The sequence below is a fragment of the Telmatocola sphagniphila genome (assembly GCF_018398935.1).
Taxonomy (GTDB): domain Bacteria; phylum Planctomycetota; class Planctomycetia; order Gemmatales; family Gemmataceae; genus Telmatocola; species Telmatocola sphagniphila.
The window spans coordinates 4289996-4311415 of record NZ_CP074694.1; the positions used below are offsets into that span (position 1 = coordinate 4289996).

The following is a 21420-nucleotide window of genomic DNA, read 5'->3' on the forward strand; positions in this document are numbered from 1 at the left end:
TCCAAAAATTATCGCTGCAAAGATTCCGGCACCGGGAACAACGGCGTGGGAGGCAATTCCGAGAACTTCGTCGCATTCGAGCCCGAGGGCGTTGACGGCGATGGCAGTGTCGGTGCGGGAGATGCAGGCGCCGTGGCATTTACAGGCCGAACCAGGACCACGTCCGGCGTGCTGGTGATCGCGGATCCCGTTCGCGGCTGCGTCACGGCGGGATCAAGATCGGGCAACGTCGAACTGCTGTTGGACGGCAGCTTCAATTCCGGACCCGACTCCGGCAGCTTTGGCACATTCATCGCGGGAGTTGGATTCAAAGCAGGAACGCTCGATCCGCCCCCGTTCAAAATGGGCAGATCAGGTTTAACCGGCAATGCGGGCGCTTGCATGCGCATTCTTTCCAGATTCGCATCCGAGTTCGTTAATTGAGGTCCGGAGGTCCCCGCGGTCGCCATGATCGGAGTGGATGAAACAGCCGAGCGATTCGACGGCGAAGGCGGCAAACTCGGCACGCCCGTCGGCGGCACATTGGTCGGCTCTAATGGCGTGGCGGGAGGCATCATGGCAATGCCGTTACCGGAACCCGGCAGAGGAGGCTGAGTCACGGGAGTCTGACGGATGGGGGCCTGCTGAGGATATTGCGCCTGCTGAACCGATTGCTGCGGTACCCCAGCCCCATTCGGCGCGTAAGCGATGGATTGCTGGGGTTGATTAGGATTCAGACCGTACGCATTCGGATTGGTCACAGGGCTCGAACTGACCACGGCCGTGTTTGGATTTGGCAGCGATTGCAGTTGAGCTCCGCCCGTGTAAGGCGAAGAGTTCGCCACCTGCAAGTTTCGATAAGCAGGCGACGAGACGCCGCCGGTCTGCTGCAGGGTCGCACCGCCAGCAGGGGCGTTGGCCGCGGTCTGCACGGTGCCAGTCGCTGGCTGTTTATTCAGTGTCATAACGGGTGGTGTGGAAGGCTGTTGAGTGGTATGAGCGCAGCCCGTGGCCAGGCCAGTCAGTCCCAAAGCTACTCCTAGACCCCAAGATTTAACTCTGATCATGTGATTCCCCCGTCGTGTGGCCGCGCGCGATTAGCCCCCACCAGGCGCGTAGCACTGAACGCGAGGAGATAATCGCTGTCGGGAGGTTGTGTCAATTGCAATTTGAAACTGGGCGAAGTTCGCGAGCTAAAGTACGAATTTACGCAGAAAGCTGACGGAATTTTGCATTTCGGCTAAAGAAGCGCGGCCCGGCTGCCGTTTGATCGTCAAAAATCCCTTGTACTCGATGGCACTCAGAGCGCCGATAATTCCCATCCATTCCACATTGCCATGTCCCAAGGGCACTTCGTCGGCCGCCTGGCTCACCGTGTGGATCTGCACGTCGCGAGCCTGGAAATGGACGAGCCGGTGTTGCAGCGGAAGAATGCTTTGAGCCGGATTGTGGCCATGCAGTAGGAAGTTTCCCGGATCGAAATTAATTCCCAGACTGCCGTAGTCGAACCGGTTCAAAAATTCGACGACCTTATCTGCTGGGTCGAAGCCAGCTTCCAAAGCCACTCGAACGCCCGTTTTGTCTCCATAAGCCGCCAGATCCCGAAGCGCTTCATTAAGCAACGGATTTTGCGGCGAATCCGGTCCACTGGGAAGCCGAGGGCATTGCACGAGAACGATTCGCGGTCCCAGTTCGAACGACAGATCCATCACCTGGCGGATATATTCCAGGCGGGGTTGTTGATCAGCCGCGACGTCGATGCCTCGACGCAAAGGGCAGTTCAGTGCCGTGAGCTGGAGGTTATTCGAACGGAGCAGATTGCCGATTTCCCGCTTGGCTGTGGACGTGAGTTTGGCGGGAGCCAGTTCTCCATAAGCATCGACCTGTACCCCGGCGACTCCCAATCGGGAAATTTGGGGAAGTCCCTGGCGCAGGGAAAAATTCAGTGATTCCAAACAGATTCCAAGCTTCATAGCATCCTGTTCGCAGTGATGCGATTTCAATCGAGAAAATCGCTGAAGGGTTTTACCAGTGTTCGGAATTCCTCGCGCGGCAGATCGACGGTTCCCCACTTGGTGCTACGCACCCGCATGGACCTCCGATAGTCCTGCCCCGCGATGCCGCGCACCAAATAACGGCTATCCCTCCAGTACAGCAAGTCGGTCGTACCGATCGGCAGATCGACTTCTTCCTGTATATGATACACGAACACCAGAATTCCGCGGTATCCTTCTCCGAAACGTTCTTCCCAGCGGCGCAGGCCGTTGATATCCTCCAAGGTGGACCAGGACTCCCAGGACTTCTTGGGTTTCGAGGCCGTCCCGCCGGGAAATTTACGCCCTTTGACATCTACCAGCAGTCGACGTTCCTTCGAGCCGTAGACGATGAAATCCAGGCTTTTCACGGGTTCGTCATCCAATGTCGCACGTCGACTTTCGTCGATGGCGACGTATCCGAGATTCTTAAAACGCAGAAACTGCTCGAAGGCCGTCTCATAATGATTGGAACGAATCATAAGGGGCTGTGGGTCTAAGTCTTTACGTCAGGTCGAACAGACGATATCAACTTTCATTATGTCAGAAAAATCGACGATTTGGAGGCTCTTTCCTGGAGAAGATGCAACGACTGAAGGGCCTAAATTTTTATCACTCGGATGCGCCGGGTAATCTCCTCAATCGGGATCAATTCCCCCTGCCCGGCCCCGGGGCAATTTCTTTGCGTCCGTTGCCAGGCCTCTTCCGTACGAGTGGTACTCTCCCAGAAGGGCCAGGTTCGGCACTGGCGGGGTCTTATGTCGTAAATCGTGCAGCCTTTTTCTTTTTCGAAAAAAACGCAGTCGCCGTTTAACTTCTCCTTGAGCGAACGTTTTTCGTAAAGAATCTTCGTGTAAATTCCAATGACTTCTTCCACGCTGACCTTCAGCCGATCCGCAATAGCCTGAATTTCATTTTCATCCACCCAGACGAAGCCCGCCTCACCCGTGCAGCAGTTACCGCAACGGGTACAGGAGAATCGCAAGCCGTTCGTGTACCAAGGTGTTTCCATTTGAGCTATGATACATCTTGCTGATCGGTGCAGAATAGAATTCGGAACAGGTGGGCCGATCCAGTCCGAGCGGGATGGTAGTATGCGAACACTCGCCATTGGCGATATTCATGGGTGTCTTTCGGCCCTGGATCATTTACTGAATTTCGTTAAGCCGGCGACAGAGGATCTGATCATAACCCTCGGGGATCACGTCGATCGCGGCCCCGATACCAAGGGAGTGCTCGATCGCCTCATTGCCCTGCACAAACAACGCAAAATGGTCAGTTTATTGGGCAATCACGAATTGCTGATGCTCACAGCGCTGGAAGGGAAAGCCGAAGCCCGGCAATGGCTGACTCATGGAGGATCGGAGGCTCTCGAGTCCTACCGGCAGGCAGGCAAGCATGTCTCCCTGGCAGATGTTCCCAGTTCACACTGGGGCTTCATGGAAACGAACTGTCAGCATTATTTCGAAACTCTGACGCATATTTTCGTTCACGCGAATCTACTGCCGCGGGTCGATATGCCCGAACAGCCGGAGTTGATTCTCTGCTGGGAATCCTTGAATCCTCGCAAATACGAGCCGCACTACTCGGGTAAAACGATGATCTGCGGTCATACCGCACAGAAAAAAGGGAATCCGCTGGTTCTGCCGGGAGCGATCTGCATCGATACCTGGGCCTACGGCGATGGCTGGTTAACCTGTCTGGACGTGGACAGCGGACAGTACTGGCAGGCTAATGAACTGGGGGAAACGCGAATTGGCTCAATCCCCCGGGTAAGGGAAGACTGAGCCAATACAAAAATTCTTTGTTTTAATTTCTGCGATTAACCGACGTTCACGCCCCCCAGGAACTGAGGATCGTAGACGTTGAAGGCATTCAGGATCTGATAGTTAGTCGAAGAATACAGTCGGATCCGAGGCACGGCGGTTGGTCCGCTGGCCACCGCGATCTCACTCGCGATTCCCGTGCCCGTGGTATCCAGAGCCAGCACGCGAGCTCCCACATTGGTGACACCTGGTTCGAAACCTGCGAAGGATGTCACCAGAGAAGTTCCGCTGTAAACGGCCACCTGACCGTTCGTCAGATCGCCAATGACGAGGGTGGCCTTAGTGTTTCCTGCCTGAGTGATGCCAGCCGAAACCGAGATCCCGTTGGCGCCGATGACTCCGGAAGCAATGAAACTTTCAATCGGATTGAGATTCAGACCATTCGGCCCACCAGCGAAGACTTCCACGTGCGGGCTATTGCCGCTCGCAGTCGAAACGATCACATCCCCGTAACCATCGCCATTGATGTCGGCCACTGCCACATTCACACCACCCAGATAGGAGGTTGAGTAAGCGTAGAAGCTATTGATGAGCTTCAAAGTTGCACCATCGAACACTTCGATGTGCGGGGCCGTTCCGGCCATGGTTCCAACCACGATATCGGGAATTCCATCGCCATTGATGTCCCCGGCCGCGACAGTAATCCCACCCAGGTAAGCGGGAGAGAACGCATCGAAGCTGTAACCGGGCAGTTCCTGGCCATTGACGCCATTAAAGACGTCCACATGCGGATCGGCTCCGGGGCCTGCACCCGTGACGATATCCTTAACGCTGTCTCCGTTGAAGTCCGCCGTGGCGACGCTCACACCACCCCGGAAATTCGAGTTATAGGCAAAGAAATTGTAAAGCAGTTGTCCCGAGCTGGCGCTGTAAACCCGGACGTCTGGGCCGTTGCCCGGCCCGGCACCCAGTGCGAACAAAGCGGTCTGATCGTAGGTGATGCTGGAGGGGGCGGAAGAGATATTACTGTTGCCTGCAGAGTCGGTCACCGCACCCGCCGGCACGGCGATCGTAACGACGCCGTTTCGAGTCACGTGGTTGATCGATACGACGTAGCTGGAACCACTGCCCGTGATGGTGACGTTGCCAGCACCCGCCGTTCCGGTGACCGTAATTCCAGACGCGCTGAAGCCGGTCACATTTTTGCTGAAATTCACATCGAATTTGATGGGGGTCGAGGACGTCGGATTGGCTTGGCCGGAGGCTGCGGTAATTGTCACGGAGGGTTGCACGTGATCAATCGTGTAGACCGGGCCGGCGACGAAGCCGGAAGAAAGAGCGTTGCCCGAATGATCGGCGATCCCAGACGCACTGAACAGATTCAGCTGAATGGTGCCGTTCACCGAACCGAGGCCGACGATGGGAACCGTCCAGGTCGTTCCACCATCGTAGGATACGATGGTTCCGAAGGTGGCACTCGACGAGGCCGTGCCCGTGATACTGAAGTTACCGGCGGAGACGCCGACCACCGGCTTGGAGAAGACCACCGTATAAGTAACCGAACTTGCGTTGGTGATACTGTTGGTCGGATTATTGCGATTGATCGACAGCAGTTTGGGAGCCACGGTGTCCAAAGTAGTCAGAGTGACGTCGTGACCACTACCGCCCTGGTAGCTGATACGGAACGTGCCCTGAGCGGTCTTGAACGTGGAGCCTTCCGGAAGGTTATTGAAGGTGCCGACGATCGGGTTATTGCTGAGATTCTTGATAATCGTGAAGGTATCACCTGGAGCGGGAGTGTAGCCAAAAGTCGGGCTCAGAGTCGCCCCGTTGAGGTTGATGCCGCCCGTGACATCGAGTTGCGAGTAGTTCGTTCCCACCGTGGTACCGGCGATATCCACCGAGTAGGTCGAGGTCGAGTTGGCGAAAGTCACCGATCCGGTGTTCAGAACACCCGTCGAAACACCCGGCGTCAAGTTACCACCGGCGTTGACCGTGACGTCCCGGATGATGTTACCCGTTCCCCCGAGCGAAGCGCCGTTCTCGACGACGACGCCATTGCCAGCTGCATTGATCGCATCGAGTTGCCCGTTGACATAGACGGTCCCTTGCTGGACATCCAACACACCTGGGAATTTCTGTTCGTTATTTAACGTCAGAGTGCCCGACCCAGTCTTGTTGATCCCGTACTGGCTGTAAATGTCGCCGATGTAGCCAATCGATTTATTGACGACGATATTCCCGCCGGTGTTGATGGTTGCCGAACCGAAGGGGTTCGGCGTGCCGTTGAGAGTTCCGTTCGCCAGCAGGTTGATCGGCGTGTCAATTGACATCGAGTTCGGCAAATTCAGCGTACTGCCGTTTTGCAGGATGAGGGAGTTTGCGGAGCCGATTGAACCTTCGTTATCGAACTGCAGCGTGGCACCTGCATTGTTCACATAATTGCCTGTGAAGGCATTGGAAATCGCACTGTTACCGTTTATTTCCAGGATGCCGGAACCGGTGTTGTAGAGATTTCCAGAACCGCTGATGGCTCCGGTCACATTCAAATCGGCCGAGCTGGAACCGACGTTAATGAAACCATCTCCCGTCGAGACGTTAAAGCCGCGCGAGAAGGTTTCACCCGTGCCGGTGTATTGCAGCGTTCCGCCATTCAACACCACGGCTCCGCTGCCACCCAGACTGGTGGCCAGCGAAGCGAGCGAGAGATTACCGCCCGCCAGGTAGATGGTTCCCGAAAGGGCGTTATTGTTGCCGGACAAAGTCAGCGTTCCGCCGCCTGATACCGTGTAACCGTTGAAACCGGTGATCGGGCTGGTGACCGTCAGAGCCGTCGGAACGATGAAGTAACCTGGACGAGTCGCGAAGTCCAATTGGGAAATATCAATACGATTTCGAGCGGAGCTCGTGGGGTCCGAATTGGGGTTGGCGCCCGACGCGAGAATCACACCGCTGGCGATATTCAACCGACCCGCGCCAGTTAGTTGCCCATAATTCGTGCTGCTGGAAGCATCGAGAACCAGGGCATTGATCGATCCCAAAGTGCTTCCGCCGACCGTAGTCGGAACGATTTCCCGAATGTTATTCTGGGTCGTTCCCGAAAAAGTGCTGGCGTATTCGGTAAACTGCAAGGGGCGAATCCCGTTGGCAGTCGTATAGGTGACCAGCGTATTTCCGGTCGTATTATTTGTCGTGTATTCGTTGCCGTATGCACTGGGCAGAATGCTGATGTAGCTCGTTCCTAATGCTCCGTTGCCGCCGATCAGACCGCTGGAAATATTCGCTGTATTTGTGAAATTAATGGTGTCGTAATTGTTGTTCGAAGCTCCGAGATTTCCGAGGTTATTAGCCTGGAAAAGGATGTTTGTTCCCGCCGCGACATTGTAGTCGGCGAATGTGATGGCGTTGGTGTTCACATCCGTGGTTTCTTTATCCAAATGGTTCAGAATGATCGTCGGGTTACCCGAAGCATTCAGCGTGCCAATCGTTTCCGTGGACTGGAAAGCCGAACTCGTGGCCCCGTTGGAAGCGGTATTGTTATACCCGGTGTACTCGAAGGTACCGCCGCTGTAGAGAGTCAGCGGAATGGAGTCGCCAATGCGGTTGGGGCTGGTGTTTGTTGAAGGAAGATTCAAGTTGTTGACTTCGATTGTTCCGCCGCGTGCGGCGATCAAACCAGAACTGCCCGTGATTTGTCCAACGACCGTTCCGTTAGTTCCGAGAATGATCGTGGCGCCCGTTTTTGATAAATAGGAAGAACCTGCCGTGGTTGCTCCCGCGTAGTTGTCGGAGTTTCGCAGTGTGTAGGTGATGGGCAGAAGCGGATAGATCGAAAGGCCGCCCTGTCCCGTGACCACGCCATCCTGAATGTTGCTGGTCGAACCCGATACATTCAACGTGGAATTCAAAGAGAGATTACTGGTAGTATCGGTGGGTGTAGTCGTGAGACCGTAACTGAGTGTGCCGCCGTTGACAACCAGGTTTGCATTGGAATTGCTTCCGAATACCAGGTTACCGGCATTGAGATTGATCGTCGGATTGCCCGTGGGATCGTCGAGGAGCGTGAAACCATTCCCACCGCGGTTTATCGTGATCGAAGGGCTGTTTCCTGACAGGCTGGTCGTCCCTTCAATGAGAAGACTTCCGTTTCCATCTCCGGTGATTGTCAGGGGCGCGTTAATGTCGATGTCGGAAGCGGCATAAGCTGCCACTCCGCCGCCACTCTGTGTAATCGTGGGATTGACGCCGCTCGAAACATTTAGACCGACCGAATCGCCACTGATCTGAGCGCCGGTGATCGCCTCGCCCGATGTGGATTGCATGTACCCATATCGACCGTTAAACGTCAGAGTATTGACCGCAAAGGAAGCCGCAATATCGTTGACGGCGTTATAGCCACTTTGAGTGTAATTTAAAAATGTCAGGGCCGTGCTTGTGGTATTCGCCGGCACGGTGTTGGGGCTCCACTGGGTCGCGTCGCTCCAGTTCTGGGAACCAGTTGTAATCCCCGTCCAAGTCCAGGAAGCCGGCGGACAGCGATCTTCCATCGGCTCCATCATTCGACGAAGTTTGTGCGTCCGGCGTCGATCGGAGGCAACGGCCGAGGGAGTTTTACTGGCAACAAAAAGCGTTTTCATCCAGCGCGAAAGAGCCATGACACGTCTCTTCTTGTGAAAATAAGGTTGGATTCAGCCTTGAACCCTGGCTTACTATGGGGAATCTAGCCAATAGGCGAAATATGTGCAAACTATTCTATCGGTGCAAATCACTTCCTAAAAGTGAGGATCAGCCAACTTTGCTACCTTGATATTATTCTTCCTAACTGACAGACGAGGCATAAGTCAGAAAGTTGGTTCAAACCCTCCATTTTAACGATTTCATTTTTTTCTTCCGTTCTCAGGGGGTCCGGTTAGAATGGTTGTACTATGCAGGACGGTTCTGCTGATCTCCGGAGATCCGGACTATGATCTATGCATTTGCATTGCCCATAACGGAATCGAAAGAAGAAACAGCCGTCAAGCTGTTGCCGCCCTACCACGTCATTCTCGAAAACGACGACGATCATACGATGGATTTCGTCATCTTCGTTCTGCGCGAAGTCTTTAAATACGACCAGCCTAAAGCCTATTCCCTCATGCTGGAAGCCCATGAAAAGGGCCAGGCCATCGTCTGGACGGGCGCCAAGGAAGTGGCCGAGTTAAAGCTGGAACAAATTCAAACCTTTCACGAAAAGCATCCCGTCACTGGAAAAAATCTTGGCTCGCTGGGTAGCCGGATTGAGCCCGCGGCCTAGTTCTTTCTGAACAGGTTTTTATTCCTTCCCTGAAGGCATTCCGATGGCACTCAAGATTGGTGTTTGCAGCTGGTCGCTTCAAGTTCATTCCATTCCCGAACTCAAAGGATTCCTGGATAGACTGGGAATCGAACTGGTTCAAATCGCCTGCGGCGATCCCCATCACGCCGCCTGGGATGAAGGAGAGACTATGCCCGCCGCGGCCCTTAAAGCCGGTTTTAAGATGGGCGGTGCCATGCTCGGCTTTCCCGGCGAAGACTACACCACGCCTCAGCACATTCAGCAAACGGGCGGATTCGGTGATCCGAAAGATCGGCCGGAACGACTCGAAAGATTAAAATGGGCCTGTCAGAGGACCTGCGAGCTTGGTCTGACCGATCTGATGCTTCATGCGGGTTTTATTCCCGAAATGGGCGATCCTGCTCGGAAATCGTTCCTGGAGACACTTGGTCAGGCCAGCCAGATAGCCGCCGAGCGGGGTTTGACACTCGCCTTCGAGACTGGCCAGGAGACTTCGACCTTGTTACGGGCTACGCTGGATGAACTCCAGTGTCCGAACCTGAAAGTGAATTTCGATCCCGCCAACATGCTGCTTTACGATAAGGACGATCCGATTCGCGCTGTCGAATTACTGGCTCCCGATATCCGAACGGTACATGTGAAAGATGCCAATCGACCGACGGTGAAAGGAACTTGGGGCGAAGAAGTTCCCCTGGGTAAGGGTCAGGTGAACATCAAACTCTTCCTGCAGACTCTCCAAAAGGTAGGCTATCAGGGGTCGTTGTTTATAGAGCGGGAAGTCGGGAATCAACAACAGCGTTTTGAGGATATCGCCCATGGGGTGAAGTTCATTAAGGATAGCCTCTAAATGCCTCCTCAGAGGCCCGTTATTACGGGCTTCCTACTCGGCCTTACTTCTGAAATACCACTTTGCCACCCACAATCGTTTTCAATACTCGCGTTTCACCGATAGTACTAGCTTCCTTAGGATCGAGGATATCCTTGGAAAGTACGATCAGGTCGGCCAGCTTACCTGGTTCGATACTCCCTTTGCTCTTTTCCTGATGAGCTGCGAAAGCCGAACCGCGAGTGTAGGCATCCAGAGCAGCGCGGGCCCCTATTTTCTGTTCGGGAATCCAGCCATCGGGATACTTGCCATCCAGCGTCCGCCGATTGACGGCGGAATCGATACCGGTAATCGGATCGAGCGGTGCCACTGGCCAGTCGCTCCCAAAAGCTAATACCGCTCCGGTCTCCAGTAGCGTTTTGAATGCATAAGTCGTTTGACATCGTTTGGCACCTATCCGCCCTTCGGCCCAACGGCCATCATCCGAACAGTGGTACGGCTGCATCGAGGCGACAATTCCCGATTTTCCGAATCGCCGAATATCCTCGGCCCGCAAATGCTGAGCATGCTCGATTCGAAAACGGGCATCGGGATAGCCGCCTTCGCGTGTGACCTGCTCGTACATCGACAGAAGTTCTGCATTCGCCTGATCGCCAATGGCATGCACGGCTACCGACAGTTTCGCCTGAGCCGCGCTTCGAATCAATTTTTGCATCGTATCGCGGGGCGTGACAAAGACGCCGGTCGTGTTCGGATTGATAACGTAGGGATCGAACATCTTGGCCGTACTGCTGCCCAGCGAGCCATCCATGAAACCTTTCACTCCCCCGATCCGAATGTAGTCATTACCAAACTCAGCCTGCACACCGATCCGCGAAATTTCCTCCTGGGCGGCAATCGGCCAGCGCATATCCACCCGGCAGGTCAACTCGCCCTTCTTCGCGAGTTGCTGGTAAATCCGCAGGAGTTTCTGGCGGGTCCTGGCATCGCTTCCATCCATATCCTGCACGCTGGTGACACCAAATTTCCGGGCTTCTTCCAGGGCCGATTTCACCGATTCCAAGATCTCCTCATCACTCATCTGTGGAATCAGATGCTCGACCAGTCCCATGGCATTATCCTTAAGTATCCCCGTCGGATTTCCCTGCGCGTCCCGTTCGATCACTCCGCCGGTAGGATCTTTCGTAGCGGCGGTAATCCCCGCCAACTTCAAAGTCGCAGTATTTACAACAGCCATGTGGCCGTCGTAGCGACTGAGAAACAGGGGGCGATCTTTCACGAATTGATCGAAAAACGCCGCCGTGGGCAGCTTACCTTGGAATGCCCGATCGTGGTCCCAGTTGCCTCCCAGAAGCCAGCGGTCACGCGGCAATTTCTGGTCGAAGTGTTTCAAGAGTTTGCCGACCGAGGCCTCATCGGGACAATCCTTCAGGTAAATCTGATTAAGAAGTCGACCACCACCCATGAAGTGCGTGTGTGAATCGTAGAAGCCCGGCACCACTCGTTTTCCTTGCAGATCGATCACTTGCGTTTTCGAACCCACCAGAGATTTGATCTCCTCGTTGGTACCCACCGCCAAGATGCGATCTTTCCAGATGGCCAGCGCCTGTGCATCCTGCCAAGGTGTGGCAATTTTCCCGTTAAGAAGGACTGTTTCGGCGGGAACGATCGGTTCCAGACCGTAAAGCAGGAATGAAATGGCAAATGCAAGCATCTCGAAAGTCTCCGAAATCCCGGTGGTTTTCGCATGCGCAGTTTTGATCGCGTATGAGAGTCACCGGACATTGCGAATAATCTATTCCAAATCGTGCCGGGAGCGCTATATACTGTCCTTTCCGAGACGAAGGACTCTCCCATGCGAACCTGGCTTGGCAACGTCAATAAAGCCATCAAAACGATCTCCAGCGGCATGTACGTGACGCTGGAGACGATGGTCCAGACATTTCGTAGGCAAGCCTTCACTCAACATTTCGAATACCCGGAAAAACCGGTTCCGATTCGGCCCCGCTATCGAGGCTTTCACCGCTTCGATCTCACCACCTGCATCGGCTGTGAAAAGTGCGCCAAGGCCTGCCCGGTCGATTGCATCTACATCGACAAAGCAAAAAATACGCAGGGTAAAGGCTTCGTCGTCAACGGTTTCAAGATCGATTACACCAAGTGCATGTTCTGCGCTTTGTGCGTCGATCCCTGTCCCGTCGAATGCATCTTCATGGGGTCGAACTACGACATCAGTTGCTACACCCGCGATAGTTGCATAGTCGATTATGCCAAACTACCGTTGGATATCGCCTGGGGGCAGGATACGCTGAACCCGACGGTCATTCTGGAGTCGAAGAAAATTGCGCTGCCAGTTTGGACTCCGCCGCCCGCGCCGAAAAAAGAAGAAGCTCCCGCACCCGCGCCGGGGAACCCCGCATGACCACGCTGGTTTTATTCATTCTGATCTTTTTGCTGATCGGCTGTGGTTTTCTCTTCGCCAATATGATGGTGGGGAAATTGGTACGGCCGAATAAACCGAGCGTGGCCAAGGGGGAGATTTACGAGTGCGGTGAAGAAGCCATTGGTTCCGCATGGGTGCAATTCGATTTACGCTTCTATGTTGTGGCCCTGCTCTTCGTGATTTTTGATGTGGAAATGGCCTTCTTTTTTCCCTGGGCCGTTGTGTTCGGGACCAGCAATCGGCTGCAAAACGAGAACCTGACCACCGAAGCTCGGCTGGAATTGGTTCGAACGCTCGAGCCGATGGCGACAACCGCGCCCGATCCAGCAGTAGCGCATCGGGTCGCCTGGTTCGCCTTCGCGGAATTAGCCGTGTTTTTTGCAATCCTCTTAATTGGGTTTGCCTATCTCTGGAAGCGCGGCGATCTCGATTGGGTGCGATCGACCGCCGCCCAGGAGAAATTTCCTTTGCACCCGAACGACCAGCCAGTCGCCCGACTGTCCGTTTGAAGAAAGCCAAAATTATGGGCATACTTGAAGGACGCTTCGAAGATACGCTGATTACCACCACGCTGGACCATGCCATGAACTGGGCACGGGCCGGCAGTCTCTGGCCCATGACCTTCGGTCTCGCCTGCTGCGCCATCGAGATGATGGCCGCCGGGGCTTCCCGATATGACATGGATCGCTTCGGAGCGGGGGCGTTTCGCGCTACCCCCCGTCAGGCCGATCTGATGATCGTCGCGGGTACCGTGAATCACAAGATGGCCAGCCGCGTCCGACGTCTTTATAACCAGATGCCCGATCCCAAGTTCGTCATTGCCATGGGGGCCTGCACCTGTGGCGGCGGCCCGTATTACAAATATGGCTATAACGTGGTGAAAGGAGTCGATTTGGTCGTGCCCGTCGACGTTTATGTGCCAGGTTGCCCTCCCCGACCCGAAGCACTTCTGGAAGGGCTGATGCGCGTTCAGGATAAGATTGCCGCGATGAAGCCGATCACTAAAGGCGAACTGCCCAGACAGTTGGTGCCCAAGCGAACCGGCCATGTACTGTTGCCCGATGAATTGAACACGCCGGAAAAAGCTCTGGCTTTTCTGACGGCCAACAAAGAAAAAGCGAAACCCACCAAGGCTTAATTATGAACGGCAGCGAAATCCTGGCACTCCTGCAAAGCCTCTTTGGCGATTCCCTGCTTCAGGCTCAGTCGGACGTTCTGGATCCGTTCGTGCAGGTCCAGCCAGAGCAGTTAGTTCGCCTGATGCAGTTTTTGCGGTACGAACCGCAATTGAAATTCGAAATGTTGAATGACATCACCGGGACCGACTGGTTGGAAACCGATGCGAAGAAATTGGCCAAGGCCGGTTTTGAACCCCATCTGGAAGTGCTCTATCATCTCAGCAGTTTTTCGAAGCTGCATCGATTGTGTGTGAAAGTCGTTTTGCCCCGCTGGAAAGACAATAAGCCCGGGCTGCTCCCGGAGTTGCCAACTCTGGCGCACCTCTGGAAAACGGCCGATTGGCAGGAACGAGAAGTCTACGATCTGCTCGGCGTGCAATTCATCGGACATCCCGATCTCCGCCGCTTGCTCCTCAGCGACGACTGGGAAGGCCACCCGCTCCGCAAGGACTATGAGTTCCCTCTGGAGTATCAGGGAATTCGCTGTCGTTAATCCTCTGCTTAAACTTAGTTCATTTTTCGCAATAAATCGATTCGCCCTCGTTATTTTCCCACCCCAAAGTTGGCGAAGTTTCGATTTCCCCATCCATTTTTTCACTCCGGGATGGACCTCTTGAGATACGATTTAGTTACGAGTGTTTCAGAGGTAATAAATTGTGGCTATGGATCGAACGTTCGAAACGACATTATCGAACAAATTGCCTCATTCGACGCTGGCGGATGCTTGCCTCGTGCATATCTATCCGACGGGGCCGGCCATGGGTCGCAGGTATGTGCTCCGTGATAAACCGCTGATCATCGGTCGAGGCGAAGACTGCGATATTTCCATTCAGGAAAGCTCCGTCTCCCGACGGCATGCCCGGATTGAACCTGTCGGTGAAGTTTTCTACGTCCTGGATCTGCAAAGCACTAACGGCACATTTATTAACGACAAACAACTGACAGAAAGCCATATCCTTCACGACGGCGATTATCTTCGAGTTGGCAACTGCATTTACCGCTTCCTGGTCGGTGGCAACATCGAATCGGAATACCACGAAGAGATCTACAGACTGACGATTATCGACGCCCTGACCCAGACGCACAACGTCCGCTACCTGAGTGATTTTCTCGATCGTGAAGTGATGCGCTCCAACCGGCATAAACGGCCGCTCTGCGTGGCAATGATCGATATCGATCTCTTCCGACAGGTCAACGAAGATGCCGGCCATCTCGGCGGGGATTTCTGCCTTCGAGAATTGTCCCATCGCATTAAAAGACTGATCCGCCGGGAAGATCTGTTTGCCCGCTATGGGGGAGAAGAATTTGTTTTAGTTCTGGTCGAGACGAAAATGAAGCAGGCTTATGAAGCCGCCGACCGACTCCGGCAGATGATCGCCGAACAGCCCTTCAAATTCGAAGATAAGAAAATCAATTTAACGGTTAGTATTGGAATCTCCGAATGCCTGTTGGATGGCACGGATACCGCCCGGGAGATACTGAAACGGGCCGATGCAAATCTCTATAAAGCGAAACGGGACGGTCGAAATCGCGTGATCGGTTAAAAAAGTCCCCTGCAATGATCCAGAAATGGTCATCGCAGGGGAATTAGAATTTCCTCTGGCTATTTGTACTTCTGAGCCAGTTTCTCCAACAATTCCTTACCGCTATCGCTCAGTCCCCCCTTGAGGTTGGCCGGTCGAACGCGATTCTTCTGCGCCTCGGCATGAGCCTTGGCATCGGCCACCGCCGCTTCCTGCTCGGAACGAGACGCGGCATCGGCAATCGCCTTCAAAGACAAGCCGATGCGGGATGTCTCGCGGTCCATGTTCACGACCTGAACTTCCACTTCCTGGCCTTCGGTCACCACATCTCGCACCCGGCGAACGCGATTATTGCCCAGTTCTGATACGTGAATCAAGCCTTCGATACCGGGAGCTAGTTCGACGAATGCACCATATTCCGCGATACGGGTCACCTTACCAATCACCCGACTACCGATGCGAACGGTTTCCGAAATTTTGTCGAAGGGATTCGAAGTCAACTGACGGAGGCTCAATCCGATCTTGCGAGCCTCCCGATCCACCTTCATCACCTTGACTTGGACCTTCTGGCCCGGTTGCAATACCGACTCCGCATTTTCCACGCGACCCCAGGAGAGTTCCCCCATGGGAATCAGGCCATCGGCGCCGCCTAGATCGACGAAAGCTCCGAAGGGCTTGATGCCTTTGACCATGCCTTCTTTGATCTGGCCTTCTTCAATTTCAATCCAAAATTGTTCCTGCAATCGTTTCCGCTCGGCTTCCAGCAGCATCCGTCGGCTGACGACCAGATTTCGCTCGGCCGGATTCACTTCGGCAATCATGCAAGTGATACGCTGGTTGATAAAACTTTCGGGATTGGCCACGTGAAATGCGTCGATCTGGCTGACGGGCAAGAAGCCCCGGATGCCATTAACTTCAACGCTCAAACCGCCTCGGTTGCTGGCGGTCACACGAGCTTCGACGATTTTGCCAATTTGCAGGCCTGACCAATCCTGAATGACCTGGGCGGCGCCGGGCTTAGCAAGCTTCAAGAGTCCGTTGGCGCCATCAAACCCTTCAATGGCGATTTCCACCACATCACCCACTTTCGGCGGATTATCGCCGAACTGGAGGATGGAGATAATGCCCTGGGCTCGCCCACCCGGAACTTCCACGAAAACATCCTGACCCCGAATGCTCAGAACCGTTCCCCGTTTCTTGCCATCGCCGGCGGGTGCCGCTTTGACGGCCTTCTCGTCGACCGTTCCCAGTTCTTTTTCGGCCGAGAAGCCGCTCATCACCGATTTGAGTTCATCCTCGATTTCTTTGTCGAGTTCATACAGTTTCGGGATCGCGGAATAAGGCTCTTCCATTCGCATAGTGAGCGTTTTAGGCGGCTTGGGTGCCCGATTTTTGCCCTTATCGGGCCCTCGGCGCTCATCGCGGGGCCCTTTACCCGGGGCGTCCGTCGGCTTGGCGGGAGTAGCCGCGACAGCCTCCGGAGGGGTTGCCGGAGTATCGGTGTTCAAAGGAGTTTCGTTAGGATTCATCGATCAATTCCTGAATTGGGCGGCTGGTAATTCTATGCAGGCTCTAGCGAATGTCAGCGCTAACCCCGCATCAGAAGCCGTTAATCGGAACATTTTTTGATGTTGGACTCCTTGCACTTTTCCAAAGTTCGAAAAACTGTTGGAGGACTGGTTCATTTGGGTTAAATTAAACAACGCATAAAAAATCCTGACTTATCCGCTCGAATCCTGGTCTGACTGCCGAAGAATTCCGCTCGAGGTAGAGTTATGAGTGCCCCTGACAAGCGACATGATGAGACCGGGGATTTTACTGAGGGCCCGAGTGATGCCCCGAATACTCCTGCATCTAACCCGTTTTCCAATTACGATAGGACGGAACTATCGTCCCCCAAATTCACGCCAGCTGATAGTACCGATCAGCCAACTGAACTGACGAAATTGCATTCGAGCGTCAGTGAACTCGATGGCACCGTGCTTTCACGCAGCGATCTCCTGGAGAAGACTCAGGATAGCAAGGATCAGTCCGGTACGGGTAACGGCGATTTTTCGTTCGATACAGCGAATACCATCGATTCGCAGCATCGGGAAATGCCCGTGGGAAACGGCACGGATGGCCTGCCGGAAATTCGCGGTTTCGATATTCAGCAGGAAATTGGCCGAGGCGGCATGGGGGTGGTTTTCAAGGGCCGTCAAAAGGACTTGAATCGACTCGTCGCCATCAAAATGCTGATCTCGGAGAAATTTCCTTCCTCGGAAGATTTAATCCGATTCCGTCTCGAAGCGGAAGTGGCGGCCCGCATTCGCCATCCCAACGTTGTTCAAGTCTACGATAGCGGGAACTACAACCGCTCCCCCTATCTCGTTTTAGAATGGGTCGATGGCGGGACATTATCCGATATTCTGCGGGGTGGCAAAAAACTCTCGCAGGAAACTGCCGCCCGTCTGATCGCTCTGTTGGCAAGGGCTATCCATCACGCGCATTGCAATGGAGTCGTTCACCGCGATTTGAAACCGGCCAACGTGCTCCTGGCCCGAACCGACAACCTCAGCACGAAACAGTCCTTGAAGTCGGTCGTCAATTCGAATGCGACTACGGGGAATATTTCCGCCGTGATGCTCCCGATCGATCAGGAACCGCAATTGGTCGTACCCAAGGTCACCGACTTTGGCCTGGCGAAATTGACGGTAGCCTCGACCGGTTTAACGGAAACCGGTCGGGTGATGGGTACGCCCGAGTACATGTCACCGGAACAAGCCTCGGGTCGAACCAAGGATGTGGGGCCTGAAGCCGATATGCACGCCCTCGGGGTGATGCTCTATCAAATGTTGACCGGGGAAACCCCCTTCCATGCTGATACCAAAATTGCCGTCATCAAGAAGGTCGTCGATCTGGAAGTGAAGCCGACTTTGCTGCAAAAAGAGCGGGTTTCCTGGGATCTTCAGACGATCTGTCTGAAATGCCTGATGAAAAAACCACAGGATCGCTACGAAACCGCCGCGGCACTGGCAGAAGATCTGGAAGCGCTGATTGCGGGCCGACCGATCAAAGCCCGGCCGATCAGCCGTGTGGAAAGACTCTGGAAGTTGGCCAAACGAAACCCGGCGGTTTCGTCTCTGGTATCCGCATCGGTATTTCTGTTTCTGATTGGCTTCGCCGGGGTGACCTGGCAATGGCGGCGCGCGGAACGGGAAAAGGCTCACGCTATCATCGCGGAGGGCACCGCCGAGCAGCACGCCAAAACGACGGATGCCGTGAATGACTTCATCGTCTTCGACATGCTATCGAATGCCTCTCCCGAAAAAACTCTGGGAAAAGATTTAAGAGTTATCGAAGTTCTCGATAACGCCGCCCAGCATGTTGATGGAAAATTCCAAGAACCCCGCATTGATGCCGGCGTCCGCTTTGCGCTCGGGCGGAGTTATCGGACTCTGGGAGAACCCAAGAAAGCCGTGGGCTTTCTGAAGAGCTCCTATGAAACTCGGCTTAAAGAACTCGGGGCCGCTGCCAAAGAGACGCTAATGGCCGAGTGGGAATACGCTCTTGCCCTCGACGATGATGGCAAATGGAAAGAGGCCGAGAAATGGTTCGAGGATGCGGAGAAGAATTCTACCGAAACATTTGGAGCGACGAACGATCTCACTTTGAGCATCCGCGAATCGTATGCTCTCAGTCTGCTGAACAATCACGATCAAAGTGAAAAGTCCCGAGTCATTTTTCAGGAGATTCTGGCCGCTCTTGAGCGTCAGAAAGGGGAAAAGGATCCAGCCACTCTGAAAGTCTACAATGATCTGGGTTATGCTTTGTACAACCAGAAGAATTACGATGAAGCGTTGAAGATGACTCAGATCGCCTTCGAGCGTCGAAAAGAGACCCTCAGTTCCATGCATCCAGATACTCTGGAGTCGGAAAACAATCTGGCGGCGATTTACGACGCCAAGGACGAGTTGGAAAAGGCAAAAGATTTGCTGAATGAGTTAATTCCTATCTCCAGGCAGGTGCGCGGTAAGGACCACATCGATACTCTCTCAGCCATCAACAATCTGGCTCGGATTTTCTATCGTCAGAAAGATTTCAAGATGGCTTTGCCGCTCTATGAGGAAGCGGTCGAAGCAGCGAAGAATCGAGTCGGGGCAGATAATCCGACCACACTCAAATACAGGCGGAATTTGGCCGCGACTTATGCTTCGATGGGCCGCTACAATGACGCGGATAAAATTTATTCGGAAGTTCGCGGGATTTCCGAGAAAACTTTGCCTGCGGATCACCCTGAACGACTGCAGATGCTAAATGACTACGGGATCGTCAAATGTAGGACTGGCAAGTCGAAAGAGGGCTTGGCCGATTTACGAGAGGCTTTGGAAGGTCGGACCAAGACTTTAGGCTTAACGAACCCAGATCGGTTGAGCACCTTGTATCAGATCTCGCAAGCGATCCTCCAGAACAATCCCACTAAGGAGCAAGTGACGGATGTGGAAAATAAGCTGCGCGAGACCTGGGATAAGTTAGTAGCCGAGAAAAAGACGCAAGGTAAGCTTGTCGCCGATCTCGCCAACATGTTAGTGAATTTTGAACTGCGAGTTCTCCTAGCTAGTGAACTGGGACCCGATCAGAGCGTAAGAAGAGCGTCTGGTCTAGCGCATGCCAAAGCCGCCTACGAACTCCAGAAGCCGTTCCAATCCGTTAACCCAGAAACCTGGTTCAAATACTGCCTCAGCTTTTCCAGACAATTGACTAGTTTCGATAACTTGAACACCAAAGAAGAACTCTCCGACGGAAAAAAATTGGCTCTGCTACCGGCGATCGAGGCTCTGGAAGTTGCTCGGAAGCTCCCCGATTCGGAAGCAAAAGTAGCCGAGACGGAGTTATACCTGGGGCAGCTTTACCTCAAGCTGAATGAGAACGAATCGGCCCTGCCGCTTCTGAAAGACGTTTACACCTATCAACTCGATAAGGATCTCTACGATCAAGGCACGTCGGCGAACAATCTGGGCAAATGCTTCAAAAATCTGAAGCGTTACAAGGAAGCCGAGGAGATGCTTCTGAAAGGCCATCAGGCCTTTGAGAAAGCCTTGGCAATTTCCGGCGACGCCTCCCTAGCAAAGTCAAAACGTACCGCGGATGAGATCTCCAGACGAAAGGCTGTCTCGAAGGACGACATCGTCAGCTTGTATCAGGCGATGGGACTGATGGACAAGGCCGCGGAATGGAAGGGGAAGTGACAGGAAAAAGGGACACGCGCCTTCAGGTACCTCTCACTTTTTCTTTCGCTGAAATCGGCTTCACTGCTGCAGCTTTTGCAAAGCGCGATTGATCGACAACTTCAGTAATTTAACGAAGCTTGGTCCGAATCGATCGCGCAGACGTTGTAGGGGAATGTATTGCCAATCGAGAGGAGAATGAAGGATCTCCCGATCATCCTCCCAGGGATATTCACAGTTATCGGGTCGCTGACCATTTCTATCAACAGCCGGGTTCAACACTTCAATCTCAGAAGCGAGATACCGGGTGTATTTCAGTAGGCCCACTCTATTGTTCTGATCCTCGCCCATGAATTCGAGTTGTGCGCGAATGACCAAGGGCAAAGGATTAGCCACGTAACCATGACTCGATTGGAGCGATTCTGGCGGCGTCCCACCATCGATAAGTCTCGCCTTGCAAAGTTTCTCACAAGCCATCTGCAGAAAGAGCATTCGGTGACAGGGATGCACATCTTCACTGCCCTCAATCGACTGCCAGGTTTGGAAATCTGCATGCGCCTGACGAGCGTAGGCCCAAGCCCACTCACCCGAAGTCGCCATTTACTCCTGCTCCAATATTTCAAGCGGTTTCGGTAATTCCTCCCCCATGGACCAACCACTTGGAAGCTTCAATTCTTGGCTCTGAATCTTCGCGAACTCTTCTGGAGATACTTCCACAATGACCGACGGATAAGGTATCCCGCTTGCCGGGGCCGGGCCGAAACTCACCGGAAGCACGCCCGAGGGAACAGTGTTGGTGTTGACTTCCAGCAATTTGATCGGCTCTACGGGTATCGATTCCACTTCGGCAGTTCCAGTCAGGCGAATAATCCTCTGAAGTCCTCTCTCTGCGCTGAAATGTTTTCTGGCTAGGGTCTTGGCAACCTCCGCTTTTTCTTCCACAACGGCCTGGTTTTTATCGAAGGTGATTCGCTCCAGACCGCCGCACCGAGGGCAGGGATGTGCCCTTTCCGCAACAGTCAGCCATCGGCTGCATTTGGCGCATCGAATAGACTGCATTCGTTCACCGAGGGAAAAATTGCTCGACCATTATCATTAAACTAATTTTATTTTAGTACGAATTGCAAGACGTCGACAGGAACTATTCAAAA

General features: G+C 53.8%; 18 protein-coding genes. 9 read left to right on the forward strand and 9 right to left on the reverse strand.

The genetic code is table 11. The features are described from left to right. Positions 1–8: 8 nt before the first annotated feature. The 4 genes from KIH39_RS17145 to KIH39_RS17160 all read right to left on the reverse strand — a co-directional run bounded on the left by KIH39_RS17145 (position 9) and on the right by KIH39_RS17160 (position 3024). On the reverse strand, positions 9–1046 hold the full coding sequence (locus KIH39_RS17145; protein WP_213494442.1) for a hypothetical protein: 1038 nt from the start codon (positions 1044–1046) through the stop codon (positions 9–11). 126 nt (positions 1047–1172) lie between these two features. Continuing rightward, entirely contained in the window at positions 1173–1934 is a 762-nt protein-coding gene (locus KIH39_RS17150) for a sugar phosphate isomerase/epimerase family protein (RefSeq protein WP_246539325.1), read from the reverse strand. A gap of 44 nt (positions 1935–1978) precedes the next feature. Next, the gene (locus KIH39_RS17155) at positions 1979–2494 is read right to left on the reverse strand and encodes an HYExAFE family protein (protein ID WP_213494444.1); all 516 of its coding nucleotides are present in this window, start codon (positions 2492–2494) and stop codon (positions 1979–1981) included. Positions 2495–2613: 119 nt separating this feature from the next. Further along, entirely contained in the window at positions 2614–3024 is a 411-nt protein-coding gene (locus KIH39_RS17160) for a YkgJ family cysteine cluster protein (RefSeq protein WP_213494445.1), read from the reverse strand. Positions 3025–3106: 82 nt separating this feature from the next. Here KIH39_RS17160 and KIH39_RS17165 point away from each other — a divergent pair, with 82 nt between their 5' ends. After that, complete coding sequence (locus KIH39_RS17165; protein WP_213494446.1) at positions 3107–3799, forward strand: metallophosphoesterase family protein; 693 nt, start codon at positions 3107–3109, stop codon at positions 3797–3799. A 35-nt stretch (positions 3800–3834) separates the two neighbouring features. Here the strand turns inward: KIH39_RS17165 and KIH39_RS17170 are convergent, their stop codons facing one another. Beyond that, positions 3835–8433, reverse strand: a complete 4599-nt coding sequence (locus KIH39_RS17170) for a beta strand repeat-containing protein (protein WP_213494447.1) — start codon at positions 8431–8433, stop codon at positions 3835–3837. 308 nt (positions 8434–8741) lie between these two features. Between KIH39_RS17170 and KIH39_RS17175 the strand changes: the two genes are divergently transcribed. Further along, the gene (locus tag KIH39_RS17175) at positions 8742–9071 is read left to right on the forward strand and encodes an ATP-dependent Clp protease adaptor ClpS (protein WP_213494448.1); all 330 of its coding nucleotides are present in this window, start codon (positions 8742–8744) and stop codon (positions 9069–9071) included. Between the two features lie 43 nt (positions 9072–9114). Further along, positions 9115–9939 (forward strand): sugar phosphate isomerase/epimerase family protein, encoded by an 825-nt coding sequence (locus tag KIH39_RS17180; protein ID WP_213494449.1) that lies wholly within the window; start codon positions 9115–9117, stop codon positions 9937–9939. A gap of 43 nt (positions 9940–9982) precedes the next feature. On the opposite strand, the gene KIH39_RS17185 is transcribed toward KIH39_RS17180, so the two are convergent. After that, complete coding sequence (locus KIH39_RS17185) at positions 9983–11632, reverse strand: amidohydrolase (RefSeq protein ID WP_213494450.1); 1650 nt, start codon at positions 11630–11632, stop codon at positions 9983–9985. A gap of 141 nt (positions 11633–11773) precedes the next feature. On the opposite strand from KIH39_RS17185, the gene KIH39_RS17190 reads away from it, so the two are divergent. The 5 genes from KIH39_RS17190 to KIH39_RS17210 all read left to right on the forward strand — a co-directional run bounded on the left by KIH39_RS17190 (position 11774) and on the right by KIH39_RS17210 (position 15083). Continuing rightward, positions 11774–12340, forward strand: a complete 567-nt coding sequence (locus KIH39_RS17190; RefSeq protein WP_213494451.1) for a NuoI/complex I 23 kDa subunit family protein — start codon at positions 11774–11776, stop codon at positions 12338–12340. Further along, the gene (locus tag KIH39_RS17195; RefSeq protein ID WP_213494452.1) at positions 12337–12870 is read left to right on the forward strand and encodes an NADH-quinone oxidoreductase subunit A; all 534 of its coding nucleotides are present in this window, start codon (positions 12337–12339) and stop codon (positions 12868–12870) included. Before KIH39_RS17190 ends, KIH39_RS17195 begins: the two co-directional genes overlap by 4 nt. 14 nt (positions 12871–12884) lie before the next feature. After that, entirely contained in the window at positions 12885–13499 is a 615-nt protein-coding gene (locus KIH39_RS17200; protein WP_213494453.1) for an NADH-quinone oxidoreductase subunit B, read from the forward strand. A 2-nt stretch (positions 13500–13501) separates the two neighbouring features. Continuing rightward, positions 13502–14032, forward strand: a complete 531-nt coding sequence (locus KIH39_RS17205; protein ID WP_213494454.1) for an NADH-quinone oxidoreductase subunit C — start codon at positions 13502–13504, stop codon at positions 14030–14032. 169 nt (positions 14033–14201) lie between these two features. Continuing rightward, positions 14202–15083, forward strand: a complete 882-nt coding sequence (locus KIH39_RS17210; RefSeq protein WP_213494455.1) for a GGDEF domain-containing protein — start codon at positions 14202–14204, stop codon at positions 15081–15083. Positions 15084–15142: 59 nt separating this feature from the next. Here the strand turns inward: KIH39_RS17210 and KIH39_RS17215 are convergent, their stop codons facing one another. Then, positions 15143–16591, reverse strand: a complete 1449-nt coding sequence (locus tag KIH39_RS17215; RefSeq protein ID WP_213494456.1) for a 30S ribosomal protein S1 — start codon at positions 16589–16591, stop codon at positions 15143–15145. A gap of 246 nt (positions 16592–16837) precedes the next feature. Here KIH39_RS17215 and KIH39_RS17220 point away from each other — a divergent pair, with 246 nt between their 5' ends. Continuing rightward, positions 16838–20290 (forward strand): serine/threonine-protein kinase, encoded by a 3453-nt coding sequence (locus tag KIH39_RS17220; RefSeq protein WP_213494457.1) that lies wholly within the window; start codon positions 16838–16840, stop codon positions 20288–20290. Between the two features lie 60 nt (positions 20291–20350). On the opposite strand, the gene KIH39_RS17225 is transcribed toward KIH39_RS17220, so the two are convergent. Beyond that, positions 20351–20869, reverse strand: a complete 519-nt coding sequence (locus KIH39_RS17225) for a hypothetical protein (protein ID WP_213494458.1) — start codon at positions 20867–20869, stop codon at positions 20351–20353. After that, positions 20870–21328, reverse strand: a complete 459-nt coding sequence (locus KIH39_RS17230; RefSeq protein WP_213494459.1) for a hypothetical protein — start codon at positions 21326–21328, stop codon at positions 20870–20872. Positions 21329–21420 lie beyond the last annotated feature (92 nt).

Coding starts and splice junctions, on each gene's coding strand:
- KIH39_RS17145 (WP_213494442.1), bottom strand. CDS start 1,046: ATGATCAGAGTTAAATCTTGGGGTCTAGGAGTAGCTTTGGGACTGACT.
- KIH39_RS17155 (WP_213494444.1), bottom strand. CDS start 2,494: ATGATTCGTTCCAATCATTATGAGACGGCCTTCGAGCAGTTTCTGCGT.
- KIH39_RS17160 (WP_213494445.1), bottom strand. CDS start 3,024: ATGGAAACACCTTGGTACACGAACGGCTTGCGATTCTCCTGTACCCGT.
- KIH39_RS17165 (WP_213494446.1), top strand. CDS start 3,107: ATGCGAACACTCGCCATTGGCGATATTCATGGGTGTCTTTCGGCCCTG.
- KIH39_RS17170 (WP_213494447.1), bottom strand. CDS start 8,433: ATGGCTCTTTCGCGCTGGATGAAAACGCTTTTTGTTGCCAGTAAAACT.
- KIH39_RS17175 (WP_213494448.1), top strand. CDS start 8,742: ATGATCTATGCATTTGCATTGCCCATAACGGAATCGAAAGAAGAAACA.
- KIH39_RS17180 (WP_213494449.1), top strand. CDS start 9,115: ATGGCACTCAAGATTGGTGTTTGCAGCTGGTCGCTTCAAGTTCATTCC.
- KIH39_RS17185 (WP_213494450.1), bottom strand. CDS start 11,632: ATGCTTGCATTTGCCATTTCATTCCTGCTTTACGGTCTGGAACCGATC.
- KIH39_RS17190 (WP_213494451.1), top strand. CDS start 11,774: ATGCGAACCTGGCTTGGCAACGTCAATAAAGCCATCAAAACGATCTCC.
- KIH39_RS17195 (WP_213494452.1), top strand. CDS start 12,337: ATGACCACGCTGGTTTTATTCATTCTGATCTTTTTGCTGATCGGCTGT.
- KIH39_RS17200 (WP_213494453.1), top strand. CDS start 12,885: ATGGGCATACTTGAAGGACGCTTCGAAGATACGCTGATTACCACCACG.
- KIH39_RS17205 (WP_213494454.1), top strand. CDS start 13,502: ATGAACGGCAGCGAAATCCTGGCACTCCTGCAAAGCCTCTTTGGCGAT.
- KIH39_RS17210 (WP_213494455.1), top strand. CDS start 14,202: ATGGATCGAACGTTCGAAACGACATTATCGAACAAATTGCCTCATTCG.
- KIH39_RS17215 (WP_213494456.1), bottom strand. CDS start 16,591: ATGAATCCTAACGAAACTCCTTTGAACACCGATACTCCGGCAACCCCT.
- KIH39_RS17220 (WP_213494457.1), top strand. CDS start 16,838: ATGAGTGCCCCTGACAAGCGACATGATGAGACCGGGGATTTTACTGAG.
- KIH39_RS17225 (WP_213494458.1), bottom strand. CDS start 20,869: ATGGCGACTTCGGGTGAGTGGGCTTGGGCCTACGCTCGTCAGGCGCAT.
- KIH39_RS17230 (WP_213494459.1), bottom strand. CDS start 21,328: ATGCAGTCTATTCGATGCGCCAAATGCAGCCGATGGCTGACTGTTGCG.